Genomic DNA, 13,058 nt, shown 5'->3' on the forward strand with positions numbered 1-13,058 from the left:
ATGGCGGAGAGCTTTACGGCGACAGGACTCCGCATGGGCGCTGTAAACCCTTCCCTGGGCGCTACCGTTGCCATCCCTGGCAAAGGACCCATGCTTCGGCCTGTCCCCGGCGCTCATCTTCGCCGAGAGTATGAAAATGAGCGCTTATTCGGACGCGCCCTCTGCCTCGCTGCCGCCGCAGCTGCCCTTCACGACGTTGTAGTTGCCGCATTCCATGGGCTGGCGCCAATCGCTGATCAGGTCCCTGGAGCCCTCCAGATAGTCGGACCAGGCATCGCCGGCCACCGTCGACGGGGTCTCCCAGACGATGGAGAACTGGCCGTTGTCCTGGATCTCGCCGATCAGCACCGGCTTGGTGATGTGGTGGTTGGGCATCATGGCCGCATAGCCGCCGGAGAGATTGGGCACGCTGACCCCGATGATCGCGTCCTTGACCGCGTCGACCTCGGTGGTACCGGCCTTGCGCACGGCCTCGGCCCACATGTTGAAGCCGATGTAGTGGGCTTCCATGGGATCGTTGGTCACCGCCATCTCGTCGCCGGTGTATTCGATCCAGGCGTCGATGAAGTCGTAGTTGGCATCGGTGTCGACGCTCATGAAGTAGTTCCAGGCCGCCAGATGCCCGACCAGCGGCGCCGTATCGATGCCGGTGAGCTCCTGCTCGCCCACCGAGAAGGCGACGACGGGAATATCGGCAGCGTCGATGCCCTGGTTGCCGAGCTCGCGGTAGAAGGGCACGTTGGCGTCGCCATTGATCGTCGAGACCACGGCGGTCTTCTTGCCCTCGCTGCCGAAGGCCTTGATCTCGGAGACGATGTTCTGCCAGTCGGAGTGACCGAAGGGCGTGTAGTTGACCATGATGTCGTCGTCGGCCACCCCGTGCCCCTTGAGATAGGCCTCGAGAATCTTGTTGGTGGTACGCGGATAGACGTAGTCGGTACCGGCCAGCACCCAGCGTTCCACGCCGACGCTGTTCATCAGGTAGTTCACCGCAGGGATTGCCTGCTGGTTGGGCGCCGCCCCGGTGTAGAAGACGTTCTCGGAGGACTCCTCGCCCTCGTACTGCACCGGATAGAAGAGCAGGCCGTTGAGCTCCTCGACCACCGGCAGCACCGACTTGCGCGACACCGAGGTCCAGTTGCCGAAGATCACGTCGACCTCCTGCTGGGCCAGCAACTCGCGCGCTTTCTCGGCGAACAGCGGCCAGTCCGAGGCCGGGTCTACCACCACGGCTTCCAGATCACGCCCGAGCAGGCCGCCCTGGGCGTTCTGCTGCTCGATCAGCATCTCGACGGTGTCCTTGAGCACCGTCTCGCTGATCGCCATGGTGCCGGAGAGCGAGTGCAGGATGCCCACCTTGATGGGGTCTTGCTGGGCCAGGGCGGGCGTGGCGACAACCGCGCTCAACAGCGAAACGGCCAGCCAGCGGGGAGTACGATGAACGTTTGACGGGATCATGGGATCTCCTTGCGATCGATGTTGTGGTCGATGAGTCCAGCGAGGAAGGCCATCGCAAGATGCCTCTCACTGCTGTCGCAAGGGATGTGCCATATCGGCAAAATGTCCGATTATTTCTTTCTATTCAGTCAATTGGACACTGGGTCCCGGAAGGGAGAATGCACCAGAAGGCAACATCCTGGTGCAAGGAGGAAACCGCCCTGCCCCAGGATCGTCTTCGCCTCTGGTGCAGTGCACCGTCGTGACGCAGGGCGGCCGAAACAGAAAACGGGGGCGCCGGCTCGGCCGACGCCCCCGCTGGGCAGTAGCGATGGTCGCGAGGCTCAGTCGCCCTCCGGACCACCCGTGCCGGTGGTGACCCGCATCCGACGGCGCAGGATCGGGCCGACGATATAGGGCAGGATCAGCCCCATTCCGGCGAACACCCACAGGCCGATGGCCAGGCCGCTGTCCCACAGCACCATCCAGTTACCATCGCCGATGTCCATGGCATGGCGCAGGTTCTTCTCCATCTCCGGCCCCAGCAGCAGGCCGAGAATCACCGGCACCAGCGGGATCTCCAGCTTGCGGAACAGATACCCGGCGACGCCGAAGGCCACCATGAAGTACAGATCGAAGGTGGTGTTGCTGATCGAGTAGATGCCCACGAAGGCGATCATGGTCACCACCGGCAGCAGGTACATCGGCGGCACCGAGAGCAGCTTGACGAAGATGCCCACCAGCGGGATGTTGAGCACCAGCAGCAGGAAGTTGCCGATCAGCAGCGCGGCAATCACGCCCCATACCACGTCGGCGTGTTGGGTGAACATCAAGGGCCCCGGGGTGATGTTCAGCGAGATCAGCAGCGCCAGCAGCACCGCGGTGGTGCCGCTGCCCGGCACGCCCAGCGTCAGCATGGGCACCAGGGCCCCGCTGGAGGCGCCGTTGTTGCCGGCCTCGGGAGCGGCCACGCCGCGCGGGTCGCCCTTTCCGAAATAGCCCTTCTTGCCCACGATCTTCTTTTCCAGGGTGTAGCCGATGAAGCTGCCCAGCGAAGCCCCGGCGCCGGGCAGCACGCCGGCGATGAAGCCCAGCACCCCGCCACGCAGGCTCGACGGCAGGATGTTGCGGATGTCGGACCAGGAAAGCGTGAGTTTGTTGACCATCATCTTCGCCTTGCCGCCGCCGGCCTTCTCCTCGATGAAGAACAGCAGCTCGGAGATGGCGAAGAGGCCGACGATGGCGATGATGAAGTCGATGCCCTCGTAGAGCTCGAGCACGCCGAAGGTGTAGCGCTGCACCCCGGTGTTGTCGATGCCCACGGTGGCGATCATCAGGCCAATGGCGGCCGCCACCACCGTCTTCATGGGGTTCTTGCCGGTGATGCCGCCGAGGGTGGCGAAGGCCAGCAGGAAGAGTGCGAAGTACTCGGCGGGGCCGAAGGTCAAGGCGAAGTCCGCCAGCAGCGGCGCCAGCAGGATCAGCCCGATGGTGGCCACCAGGCTGCCGATGAAGGAGGCCACGGCGGAGATCGCGAGCGCCTCGGCCGCCTTGCCCTGCTGGGCCATGGGGTAGCCATCCAGGCAGGTCATCATCGCCGGCTCGTCGCCGGGAATATTGAGCAGGATCGACGAGATCCGCCCGCCGTACATCGCGCCGGCATAGACCGCGGTGAGCATGATCATCGCGGTCTCGGCAGGCAGCCCCAGGGTGAAGGCCAACGGAATCAGGATCGCCACGCCGTTGGCCGGCCCAAGGCCCGGCAGCGCACCGATCAGGGTACCCAGGAAGGCGCCCAACAGCGCGAACATCAGATTCTGTGGCGCCAGCGCTACACCGAAACCGTCGATCAAAAAACCTAGGGTCTCCATCAGCTCACCTCCAGAAACGAGAGCAGACCCAGCGGCAAGGCCAGATCAAGGGCGAAGTTGAACACCAGGAACACCACCACGCCCGATACCGCACCGGTCAGATAGGCCCGCACCGGCGCCGACCCCATGCGCCAGCACAGGGTGCCGACCGCCAGGGTGGTGCTGAGGATGAACCCCAGCGGCTGGAGCAGCGCCGCATAGAGCACCAGGATCACCACGGCGACGACCAGCTCGACGCCGGTGCGGCTCCAGGGCCAGGCGTTGTCGGGATCGGGGCGCACGATCATGTAGAGACTGGAAAGTCCCAGCACCACCGACAACAGCAACGGGAAGGTCTCGGGCCCCACGGCTTCGCTGCCGCCGAAGGGCGCCGGAAGCTGAGTGGCGCCCCAGCCGTACGCGACGGCCAGGACGATCATCAGGATGCCAAAGGTACGGTCGTTGTAGGTCATTACTGGATCAGCCCGATATCCTTGGAGAGCTGCTCGATGTCGGCGATCTGGTCCTGGACGAAGGACTCGAACTCGCCAGCGGTCATGTGAAAGGGCATCAGGCCGTTGCTGGTCATCTGCTCCTTCCACTCGTCACTCGCATAGACGCTATCCATGGCATCGATCCAGTACTGCTTGGCCTCATCGGAGATATCGGCCGGCATGTAGAAACCGCGCCAGTTGGGGCCCAGTGCCTCGATGCCCTGCTCCATGGCCGTCGGGATGTGATTGAAATCCCCCGGCAGGCGCTCTTCCGCCAGCACCGCGAGCACGCGCAGGTCGCCGGACTCCATGAAGCCCTGGGCCTCGGAAATATCACCGGTAAAGGCATCGACATGGCCACCGACGACCTGGGTCATGGCCTCGCCGCCGTTGTTGTAGGACAGATAAGGGATGCGCGGCAGCTCATCGACACCCGCGGCGTCGGCGGTGATCAGCACCTTGAGGTGGTCCCAGCCCCCCTTGGCGCTGCCCCCGGCGAACTTGACGCTGCGCGGATCCTCGTCGATGGCTTGCATCAGCTCGTTCAGGTCGTCGTACTCGGAATCGGCCGACACGGCGATCACGCCGTAGTCGGCCCCCAGGGCCCCGATCCAGTTGACCATGTCGGCGGTCATCCCCGGAAACTGGCCCTGGGCTAGGCGGGTGGTGGTCGCCGTGGAAGCGGCCACCAGCAGCTGCTCGTCGCCGGCGCGCTTGCTGACCACGTGGGCGTAAGCGACGCCGCCGCCGGCGCCGGCCATGTTGAGGGTCTGGACGTTACCCGGCACCAGGTCGAGCTCCTGGAGCACGTTGCCGACGCTGCGGCAGGTGAAGTCCCAGCCGCCACCCGGGTCGGAGGGGGCGATACATTCCACCTTGCCCTTGGGCTCGAAGGCAAAGGCCGAAGCGGCGGTAGTCGCGAGCACGGCGACGGCAACCAGCTGGACGGGGCGCTTGAGAGTCATGGCGGCATTTCTCCTGATGTCATGCTTGTGTGATTGTTGACTTGCGGAACCTGTCGGCCTTCCTTACAATTCTGTAAGGCAGAACATCATTCCTCAGGATGGAAAGTTAGGCCCGGCGACGAGGGGCGTCAACGCCCGAGGTCGCGATTACGACCAAAGTTCAACGCACCGCTGGTTCAATACAACACAAGGAGGCGCGCCCCTTCGATGGCACAGGACCGCGTCGAAGCCGTGGAGCGAGCACTGACGGTGCTCGAGGCATTCGACTCCCCCCAAGAGCACTTCACCCTGGCCGAGCTGGCCCAGGCCACCGGCTATTACAAGAGCACCCTGCTGCGGCTGCTGGGCTCGCTGACCCGCTTCGACTATGTGCAGCGCGACGAGCAAGGCCGCTGGCACCTCGGCCATGCCCCGGTACGCCTGGCACGCCGCCACCTCCCCGGCCGACACCTGGCGACCCGGATCCAGCCCCTGCTCGTCCGCCTGGCGGCCGATAGCGGCGAAACCGCCGCCCTGCTCGAGGTGGAGGACGTCATGGTGGAGGACGGCATGGTGGAGTGCCGCCTCGTCACCCTGCCCGACACCGCCCTGCGTCATGACCTGCGCCCGGGGGACCGCTGGGCTGCGGCAGCGGCGGATGACCCTCGCCCGCTGCTGCCCGGCGGCGTGATGGTGTGCCAGCCACTCCCCGGGGATGCCATCGAGCCGCCGATGTGGCTCGCCCTGTCGGGCCCCGCCGGACGCCTGGACCCGCAGCAGGCGCATCGCCTCCTGGCCGATGCCGTGGCGACGCTCGCGGCCGGCCCGACCCGGGAGGCAGGCCCATGACCCTGCTGCTGGTGGAGGATGACGCCCTGCTGGCCGAGACCCTGGTCGACACCCTCGGCCTCGAGGGCCACGACGTCTGCCACCTCGCCGACGGCGACGCGGCGCGGGCACGCCTCTCGGTGCCGGGGCATGGTGCCGCGCTGGTGCTGCTCGACCTCAATCTGCCGGGATGCAGCGGCCTGGCGGTCCTCGAGGCACTGCGCCGTCACGACCGGGACACCCCGGTGCTGATCCTGACCGCCCGGGGCGCCGTGGAGGATCGCGTGCGGGGCCTCGACCTGGGCGCGGACGACTACCTGGCCAAGCCCTTCGCCCTGGATGAACTCGAGGCCAGGGTTCGCGCCCTGCTGCGGCGCCGCAGTGCTGATCCGCAGCTCAGGGTCGGCGCCCTCAAGCTCGACACCCGGCACCAGCGTTTCACGCTCGAGGATGCGCCGCTCGCCCTTCCGCCCCGGGAACAACGCCTGCTGGCCTGCCTGATGCGCCATGCCGGCGAGCCGGTGGACAAGGCCCGGCTCGCCGAGGAGGCCTTTCAGGGCGATCCCATGGGCGATAACGCCATCGAGGTCTATGTCCACCGCCTGCGCAAGCGACTCGGTCACAGCGGGGCGGCCTTGCGTACGGTACGCGGTCTGGGTTACCTGCTGGAGGAGCAGTGAAGCGAGGTGACAGCCTCTATCGGCGCCTGCTGGGCTGGTTGCTGCTGCCCCTGCTGGTGCTGGGTAGCCTGATCCTGATCCAGGCCTGGGTGGACGCGCAGCGAACGGCCGACCGCGCCTTCGACCGGCTGCTCGAGGCCGCCTCCCTGGCGATTGCCGAACAGGTACAGTGGCAGGACGATCGACTGTGGCTCGACCTGCCCCCGGCGGCCCTGGACATGCTGGCCACCGATGCCGAGGAGCGGGTCTTCTACAGCCTGGTCGACGGCCAGGGTCGCCTGATCACCGGCAATGCCGACCTGCCCGGGGATCCGCGGCAAAGCCTCGGGGGCGCGGACACCCTGCTCTATCGCCACCTCGACTGGCAGGGCCTGTCGCTGCGCCAGGGGATACGCCGCACGCGCCTCGAGGACTGGCGAGTACGCGAACCCTTCGAGGTCCGCGTCGCACATAGCCGCGAGGGTCGTGATGCCCTGGCCGCCGAGCTGTGGCGGGCCAACCTGGCGATGATCCTGGCCATGGCGGCGCTGGCGACGGTGGGGTTGCTGCTGGCGATCCGTGCCGCGCTGACGCCGCTGACCCGCCTGCGCCGCGCGATCCGTGCCCGCGACCCGCGCACCCTGGCCCCCCTGGAGCTCTCCCTGCCGCGGGAACTCGCCGAGCTTCGCGATACCGTCAACGAGCTGCTCGCCAGGATGCGCCGCGTGCGCGCCAACCAGGAACGCTTCATCGGCGATGCCTCGCACCAGTTGCGCACCCCCCTGGCGGGCCTGTCGGCCCGGGCCGAGCTAGCCCTTCGCCAGGACGATCCGGCACGCTGGAAGGAGGCCCTGGTCGCCATGCAGGCGACCAGCGCGCGCACCGCCAGGCTGGCGGTGCAGCTACTTTCATTGACCCGGCTGGCCAACCCCGAGTACCGCCCGGACCTGGTACCCCTGGAGCTCAACGCCATCGCCCGCCAGGCGGTACGTGACCACTGGGCATCCTGCCACCGTCAGGGGGTCGACCTGGGGGTGGAGACCACCGGGGGCGAGGTCTGGATCCCGGGCCTCGACTGGCTGCTCGCCGAGGCCATCGGCAACCTCATCGACAATGCCTGTCGCTACGGCGGGCGACGGGTCACGGTGCGGGTCGAGGACGGACCACCCCGCCTGGTCGTGGAGGACGACGGCCCCGGGATCCCCGAGTCGCGACGCTTGCTGATGCTTCGCCCCTTCCACCGCGACCGCGACGACGCGGAAGGATCCGGGCTGGGGCTGGCCATCGTCGATGGTATCGCCCGAACGCATGGCGCACGCCTGCAGCTGTCGTCCGGCCATGACGGCCGTGGACTGCGCGTGGCACTGCAATTTCCGGGAGAGGCCCCATGAATATGTATCGCCCGGGTCGGCTTGTCTGTCGCTGGCTGCTGCTTCTCAGCCTGGTTGCCACGACTGCCGGCGCCGACCAGACCCTGCACGTCCCCGCCACGCCCGGCAGCGGGTCCGGCGCATCGCTGGTGATCCATGGCGCCCTGGACCTGCCCCAGATGCGCCCTCTGCTGGCGGGCTTTCACCGCGAGCATCCCGACCTGGAGGTGCGCTACCGCAACCTCACCACCCTGGCGCTGCACGAACGCTTCATGGCCGCGCCGGACGAGGCCGATGTGCTGCTTTCCTCGGCCATGCCCTGGCAGTACCGGCTGGCCAATGCTGGCCATGCCCGCTCCCTGGAGAGTTCCGCCGCACGGCGCTGGCCGGCCTGGGCACGCTGGCGTCACGAGCTCTTCGCCATCACCTTCGAGCCCATCGTCATGGTCGTGAACGAGGCGGTCATCGAGCGCTTCGGGGAGGTACGTGGCCATGCCGACCTGCTCGTCCTGCTGGAGCGCCATGCAGAGACCCTGAAGGACCGGGTGGTGACCTATGACCCGGCCACCAGTGGCGCAGGCTATACCTATGCCATCGAGGAATCACGGCTCTCGCCACGCTACTGGGATCTGGTGGCGGCCCTGGGCCAGGCCGAGGCCGAACTGGTGGAGACCACCGGGGAGATGCTGGATGGACTGATCGAGGGACGCTACCTGGTGGGCTACAACCTGCTGGGGAGCTATGCCCGGGACCGACTGGCCGACCAGCCACAGCTGAGGATCGTGGTGCCTGAGGACTATGCCCTGGTGACCCAGCGCCTGGCCCTGATTCCGCGCCAGGCGCCCCATCCCGCGGCGGCCGAGCGCTTCCTCGACTATCTCATCGGCGAGACGGGGCAAGCGGTACTCGCCCGCCAGACCACCCTCGGCGCCATCCATCCTGCGCTTGAGGGGCCAGGCACGGCGACGTCACTGCGCCAGGAAAGAGGCGAGGCACTGCGGCCGATCACCCTGGGCCCCGGCCTGCTGGCCACCCTGGACGATCTCAAGCGTGAGGCGCTGCTGACCCGCTGGCAGCGCGAGTTCTCGCGCAGGGAGGCACGCTGACCGATGCGCCGATGGAACATCGCCCGCCAGGGTCAACTCACTGCACGTAGGAAATTTCCACCGGGACGGTACCGCGACGCAACATGCCGAGCGCCTTGGCGGCGCGCTTGGAAAGATCGATGATGCGCCCCTTGGCATAGGGGCCCCGATCATTGATCAGCACTTCGACCTCGCGGCCGTTGTCCTCGCGGGTCACCACCACCTTGGTCCCGAACGGGAGGGTCGGATGGGCGGCCGTGAGGGCCTGCTGGTCGAAGGGCTCACCACTTGCCGTGGTCCGGCCCTGGAAGCGGTCGCTGTAGAAGGACGCAACACCCTGCTGGGTCTCTTCCGTCGTCTCGTGGGCCTGACCCTTGCCGGCGCAGCCGGTCATCAGCAGACCCGCCAGGCAGCAGGTCAGAATCAGGCGGGATCGTGTCCCCATGCAATCACCTCATGACTTACCGTGGTGCGCCGACGTTCGCGTCCAGCGATCAGGCGCCATGATCGGTTGTTGACGGCGCGGGGTGCTTGCCCCGCAGCCAACCCGAACTCGTGGCTCTGCCCTGGTCAAACCAGGCGAGCCGGTCGTGCAATGTCACGACACTGCCGACGATGATCAAGGTCGGCGGTCGGATAGTAACCACTTCGCCTGTCGGCGGCAACTCTTGCAGGGTTCCGACATGTACCCGCTGGCGTGCCGTGGTGCCCTGCTCGATCAAGGCCACGGGAGTCTCGGGGGGCAATCCATGGCGCTGAAGCTGCTCGCCGATCAATGCCAGGCTGCCCAGCCCCATGTAGAACACCAGCGTCTGGCCAGGGCCGGCCAGCGTCGGCCAGTCCAGGTCGCTGCTGCCATTGCGCAGGTGCCCGGTGACGAAACGCACCGACTGGGCATGATCGCGATGGGTCAGCGGGATGCCGGCATAGGCGGCACACCCCGAGGCCGCGGTGATGCCGGGGACGACCTCCACCTCGATGCCGGCCGCCACCAGGGTCTCGAGTTCCTCGCCGCCACGGCCGAAGATGAAGGGGTCGCCGCCCTTGAGCCGGACCACCCGCTTGCCGGCCCGGGCCCAGTCGACCAGCGCCTGGTTGATGCCATCCTGGGGCACGCTGTGACGCGAGCGCTCCTTGCCCACGTAGAGCCGAGACGCCTGCGGGGCCGTCAGGTCGAGGATCTCGTCGCTGACCAGCCGATCGTGCAGGATCACCTCGGCGGCCTGCAGGCGGCGCAGCGCCTTGATCGTCAGCAGTTCCGGGTCGCCGGGACCGGCGCCTACCAGGCTGACGCCACCGGTGGGAAAGGCTGAGCCGGCCGGCAACCTGACGCCCGGGTCGAGCGGGCCGCCATCGTGTGGGTGACCGACCTGCATATTCCGAGATCTCCAGTAATAAATAATATCTATTCGTTATGGTAATTAAACGACGCGCCGCATGCCACTACCCCCTCGGCACAAGCCGATAAACAACCGCGCGCGCCAACGACGTCGCCCCCCGGGGCGGGGGCTAAGAGGGATCTAGCAGGGCCTCGACGCTGGCCACCTTGTCATCCATGTGCTGGTCGCGATCGGTGCGAGTCCCGAGCTTGAGCGTCGTGGTGATGCGCGGTGCTCCCATCTCGTGCACGACCTCGTGACAGCGCTTGACCACCGCCATCACCTCGTCCCAGGGTCCCTCTATGTTGGTGCCGTAGGCATGCATGCGGTGCTCGAGGCCGGACGCCTCGATCACCCGCTGGCAGGCCGCGATATGCGGCGAGACCGACACCCCGACGCCCAATGGCACCACACAAAGATCGATGATCACGTTCATGGCTCTCTCCTTCGTGAACCCGTTGAATACACGACATATGCATGCTGGTCTATGCTGATTTGCAATAGTGACATTGCCGCTGAGCCGTGCCCGGCGCGTTCGCCAGCCTGACATCCATGACCGGACCCGGAGGACGCCATGACCAGCGAACCACGTATCGGCCCTATTGCCTTACCCGATACCCGTGCCCGCCGGATCTTCGGCCAACTACTCGAGGGGTCGGGGATCACCCTCAACGGGGATGCGCCCCAGGATATCCGCGTGCTGCATCCCGACTTCTTCTCGCGGGTGCTGCATCAAGGAACCCTGGGTCTCGGCGAGTCCTACATGGATGGCTGGTGGGAGTGTGATCGCATCGACCAGCTGGCCGCCCGACTGCTGCTCAACGGCCTCGGCGAGCATGGCCGCTCGACCACAGAGCGCCTCAAGTACCGCCTGCAGGCCGGCTTTCTCAACCTGCAGAGCAAGGCTCGCGCCTATATGGTGGGTGAAGCCCACTACGACCTGGGCAATGACCTCTTCGAGCGCATGCTCGATCCTACCATGTGCTACTCCTGCGGCTACTGGAAGGCGGCAGATGACCTGCACCAGGCCCAGCGAGCCAAGCTGGAACTGGCCTGTCGCAAGCTCGACCTCAAGCCGGGCATGAAGGTCCTCGATATCGGCTGTGGCTGGGGAAGCTTCGCCGAGCATGCCGCCCGCCACCACGACGTCGAGGTCACCGGCATCACCATCTCTCGGGAACAGGCCGCCCTGGCCAGGGAGCGCTGCGCCGAGCTGCCGGTGGAGATCCTGCTGCAGGACTACCGCGACCTGGATGGACTCTATGACCGCATCGTCTCCATCGGCATGTTCGAGCACGTGGGACACCGCAACTACGCCACCTACTTCGAGACGGTGAGGCGCCTGATGCCCGCCGATGGCCTCTTCCTGCTGCATACCATCGGCTCCAACCGCTCCGAGATCACGGCGGATCCCTGGATCAATCGCTACATCTTCCCCAATGGCGTCCTGCCCTCGGCCATGGATATCGCACGGACCAGCGAGGATCACCTGCTGATGGAGGACTGGCAGAATTTTGGTCCCGACTATGACAAGACGCTGATGGCCTGGCTGGCGAACGTCGACGCCCACTGGCACGAAATCGCGCATCGCTACAACGAGCGCACCCACCGCATGTTCCGCTATTATCTGGCGATCTGTGCCGGTGCCTTCCGCGCCCGGCACCTACAGCTCTGGCAGGTGGTCTTCTCGCGCGAACGCCCGGGGCGCTACGACGCCCCGCGATGATGCCTCACTTTCTTGACTCAGGTCATGCCTAGATCCGGCTTGTAGGCGATCTCCTACATCGCAGGGAGGATGCCGCAACCACATTGACGGCGTATCATAATGTTCTTCACCAAGAGGCGCCCAGCGTCCGATACCTGCCGTCTCCATGTCGCAGGACAATAACGATGAACCACCTGTTCGCAGCAGGGAAAAAGGATACCCGCATGCCTTCCAACGACGCCATGGCGGGTGGGGAATCGCCACAGCCGGACTGGATCCTCGAGTTGACCGAGCAATTGCCCGGGGTGATCTTTCAGCTGCACCGGGCCCCAGACGGCCGGCTGCACTTCCCCTACCTGGCCGGCAGCGGTACGCAACTGACCGGGGTCGACCGGCGTGACCTGGCGCAGAATGCCCTTCCGGCGCTCGAGCGCCTGGACGAGACGGATTACCCTCGCCTGATGGCCGCCATCGAGCGTTCCGCCCGCTGGCAAAGCCCCATCACCACCAAGTTCCGACTGAGGATGGCCGATGACCGCCTGAGCTGGATCGCCCTGCGCGCCCAGCCCCGCAAGATCGACACCGGCATCCTCTGGCACGGCATGATGATCGACATCAGCGAACAGATGGCCGAGGAGCACCGCCTGCGCCGGCTGTCCGACACCGACGACCTGACCGGCCTGGCCAATCGCCGCAAGCTGATGAAGCGCCTCGACGAGGAGATCTCGCTGAGCAACCGGCACGCCCTGCCGCTGTCGCTGATGATGCTCGACCTCGACCACTTCAAGACGATCAACGACACCTGGGGGCACCTTCAAGGAGACCAGGTACTGACAGAACTCGCCGAGCTCTGCCGTGAGATGCTGCGCGAAGAGGACCTGGTGGCCCGGCTGGGGGGCGAGGAGTTCGCCCTGCTGCTGCCGCTGACCCCCGAGCTTCACTGCCGACAGCTGGCGGAGCGCCTTCGCGAACGGATCGCCGCCCATGACTTCGGTATCGGCCCGGGACGCATCACGGTCAGCATCGGCATCGCCGAACACCGCATCGGAGACTCCCGCGAGACCCTGATCCAGCGTGCCGACGACAGCCTCTATGCGGCCAAGCACGGTGGGCGCAACCAGGTGATGGTAAGCGCCTAAAGATGGTGGTCGAAGAACCAGCGCGCGGCATGGGCCTCGACCTTCTCCAGGGTACCGGGTTCCTCGATGAGGTGGGTGGCGCCCGGCACGATCATCAGCTTGCGCGGACGAGGGCCGACGGGCACGTTATACTGGACATAATCCCAGTCACTCTCCGACGACACGGCA

General features: G+C 66.3%; 14 protein-coding genes. 6 read left to right on the plus strand and 8 right to left on the minus strand.

The features are described 5' to 3' along the window. Positions 1-144: 144 nt before the first annotated feature. The 4 genes from urtA to OP497_RS10235 all read right to left on the minus strand — a co-directional run bounded on the left by urtA (position 145) and on the right by OP497_RS10235 (position 4,746). On the minus strand, positions 145-1,458 hold the full coding sequence (gene urtA, locus OP497_RS10220) for an urea ABC transporter substrate-binding protein (protein WP_280548114.1): 1,314 nt from the start codon (positions 1,456-1,458) through the stop codon (positions 145-147). Positions 1,459-1,781: 323 nt separating this feature from the next. Continuing rightward, on the minus strand, positions 1,782-3,308 hold the full coding sequence (locus OP497_RS10225) for a tripartite tricarboxylate transporter permease (protein ID WP_280548115.1): 1,527 nt from the start codon (positions 3,306-3,308) through the stop codon (positions 1,782-1,784). Beyond that, a complete protein-coding gene (locus OP497_RS10230; RefSeq protein ID WP_280548116.1) occupies positions 3,308-3,760 on the minus strand; it encodes a tripartite tricarboxylate transporter TctB family protein in 453 nt (150 codons plus the stop codon). Before OP497_RS10230 ends, OP497_RS10225 begins: the two co-directional genes overlap by 1 nt. Beyond that, the gene (locus OP497_RS10235) at positions 3,760-4,746 is read right to left on the minus strand and encodes a tripartite tricarboxylate transporter substrate-binding protein (RefSeq protein WP_280548117.1); all 987 of its coding nucleotides are present in this window, start codon (positions 4,744-4,746) and stop codon (positions 3,760-3,762) included. The genes OP497_RS10230 and OP497_RS10235 overlap by 1 nt, the downstream gene beginning before the upstream one ends. 207 nt (positions 4,747-4,953) lie before the next feature. On the opposite strand from OP497_RS10235, the gene OP497_RS10240 reads away from it, so the two are divergent. Genes OP497_RS10240 through OP497_RS10255 form a run of 4 tightly spaced genes read left to right on the plus strand, consistent with a single transcriptional unit; the run spans position 4,954 to position 8,688 of the window. Continuing rightward, positions 4,954-5,574: a helix-turn-helix domain-containing protein gene (locus OP497_RS10240; protein ID WP_280548118.1), complete on the plus strand. Its 621-nt coding sequence runs from the start codon at positions 4,954-4,956 to the stop codon at positions 5,572-5,574. Next, entirely contained in the window at positions 5,571-6,233 is a 663-nt protein-coding gene (locus OP497_RS10245; protein WP_280548119.1) for a response regulator transcription factor, read from the plus strand. The genes OP497_RS10240 and OP497_RS10245 overlap by 4 nt, the downstream gene beginning before the upstream one ends. Then, on the plus strand, positions 6,230-7,603 hold the full coding sequence (locus OP497_RS10250; RefSeq protein ID WP_280548120.1) for a sensor histidine kinase: 1,374 nt from the start codon (positions 6,230-6,232) through the stop codon (positions 7,601-7,603). Before OP497_RS10245 ends, OP497_RS10250 begins: the two co-directional genes overlap by 4 nt. Next, positions 7,600-8,688 (plus strand): ABC transporter substrate-binding protein, encoded by a 1,089-nt coding sequence (locus tag OP497_RS10255; RefSeq protein WP_280548121.1) that lies wholly within the window; start codon positions 7,600-7,602, stop codon positions 8,686-8,688. Before OP497_RS10250 ends, OP497_RS10255 begins: the two co-directional genes overlap by 4 nt. Positions 8,689-8,725: 37 nt before the next feature. Here OP497_RS10255 and OP497_RS10260 read toward each other — a convergent pair whose 3' ends face one another. The 3 genes from OP497_RS10260 to OP497_RS10270 form a co-directional block, all read right to left on the minus strand. Then, complete coding sequence (locus OP497_RS10260) at positions 8,726-9,112, minus strand: septal ring lytic transglycosylase RlpA family protein (protein WP_280548124.1); 387 nt, start codon at positions 9,110-9,112, stop codon at positions 8,726-8,728. Between the two features lie 49 nt (positions 9,113-9,161). Further along, positions 9,162-10,043 carry a uroporphyrinogen-III C-methyltransferase gene (gene cobA / locus OP497_RS10265; RefSeq protein WP_280548125.1) on the minus strand — a complete coding sequence of 294 codons (882 nt, stop codon included), beginning with the start codon at positions 10,041-10,043 and terminating at the stop codon, positions 9,162-9,164. 133 nt (positions 10,044-10,176) lie between these two features. Beyond that, a complete protein-coding gene (locus tag OP497_RS10270) occupies positions 10,177-10,482 on the minus strand; it encodes an MTH1187 family thiamine-binding protein (RefSeq protein ID WP_280548126.1) in 306 nt (101 codons plus the stop codon). Between the two features lie 138 nt (positions 10,483-10,620). On the opposite strand from OP497_RS10270, the gene cfa reads away from it, so the two are divergent. Then, on the plus strand, positions 10,621-11,772 hold the full coding sequence (cfa, locus tag OP497_RS10275) for a cyclopropane fatty acyl phospholipid synthase (protein ID WP_280548127.1): 1,152 nt from the start codon (positions 10,621-10,623) through the stop codon (positions 11,770-11,772). 203 nt (positions 11,773-11,975) lie between these two features. Further along, entirely contained in the window at positions 11,976-12,890 is a 915-nt protein-coding gene (locus OP497_RS10280; protein WP_280548128.1) for a sensor domain-containing diguanylate cyclase, read from the plus strand. Here the strand turns inward: OP497_RS10280 and OP497_RS10285 are convergent. Further along, positions 12,887-13,054 (minus strand): hypothetical protein, encoded by a 168-nt coding sequence (locus OP497_RS10285; RefSeq protein ID WP_280548129.1) that lies wholly within the window; start codon positions 13,052-13,054, stop codon positions 12,887-12,889. The genes OP497_RS10280 and OP497_RS10285 overlap by 4 nt on opposite strands. Between the last annotated feature and the right edge of the window lie 4 nt (positions 13,055-13,058).

It is taken from the genome of Halomonas sp. 11-S5 (genome assembly GCF_029889825.1).
GTDB lineage: Bacteria > Pseudomonadota > Gammaproteobacteria > Pseudomonadales > Halomonadaceae > Halomonas.

Excerpts from the sequence above, each read along its gene's own strand:
- OP497_RS10240 (WP_280548118.1), top strand. The coding sequence starts at position 4,954 with ATGGCACAGGACCGCGTCGAAGCCGTGGAGCGAGCACTGACGGTGCTC.
- urtA (WP_280548114.1), bottom strand. The coding sequence starts at position 1,458 with ATGATCCCGTCAAACGTTCATCGTACTCCCCGCTGGCTGGCCGTTTCG.
- OP497_RS10270 (WP_280548126.1), bottom strand. The coding sequence starts at position 10,482 with ATGAACGTGATCATCGATCTTTGTGTGGTGCCATTGGGCGTCGGGGTG.
- OP497_RS10255 (WP_280548121.1), top strand. The coding sequence starts at position 7,600 with ATGAATATGTATCGCCCGGGTCGGCTTGTCTGTCGCTGGCTGCTGCTT.
- cfa (WP_280548127.1), top strand. The coding sequence starts at position 10,621 with ATGACCAGCGAACCACGTATCGGCCCTATTGCCTTACCCGATACCCGT.
- cobA (WP_280548125.1), bottom strand. The coding sequence starts at position 10,043 with ATGCAGGTCGGTCACCCACACGATGGCGGCCCGCTCGACCCGGGCGTC.
- OP497_RS10235 (WP_280548117.1), bottom strand. The coding sequence starts at position 4,746 with ATGACTCTCAAGCGCCCCGTCCAGCTGGTTGCCGTCGCCGTGCTCGCG.
- OP497_RS10225 (WP_280548115.1), bottom strand. The coding sequence starts at position 3,308 with ATGGAGACCCTAGGTTTTTTGATCGACGGTTTCGGTGTAGCGCTGGCG.
- OP497_RS10280 (WP_280548128.1), top strand. The coding sequence starts at position 11,976 with ATGCCTTCCAACGACGCCATGGCGGGTGGGGAATCGCCACAGCCGGAC.
- OP497_RS10260 (WP_280548124.1), bottom strand. The coding sequence starts at position 9,112 with ATGGGGACACGATCCCGCCTGATTCTGACCTGCTGCCTGGCGGGTCTG.
- OP497_RS10230 (WP_280548116.1), bottom strand. The coding sequence starts at position 3,760 with ATGACCTACAACGACCGTACCTTTGGCATCCTGATGATCGTCCTGGCC.
- OP497_RS10245 (WP_280548119.1), top strand. The coding sequence starts at position 5,571 with ATGACCCTGCTGCTGGTGGAGGATGACGCCCTGCTGGCCGAGACCCTG.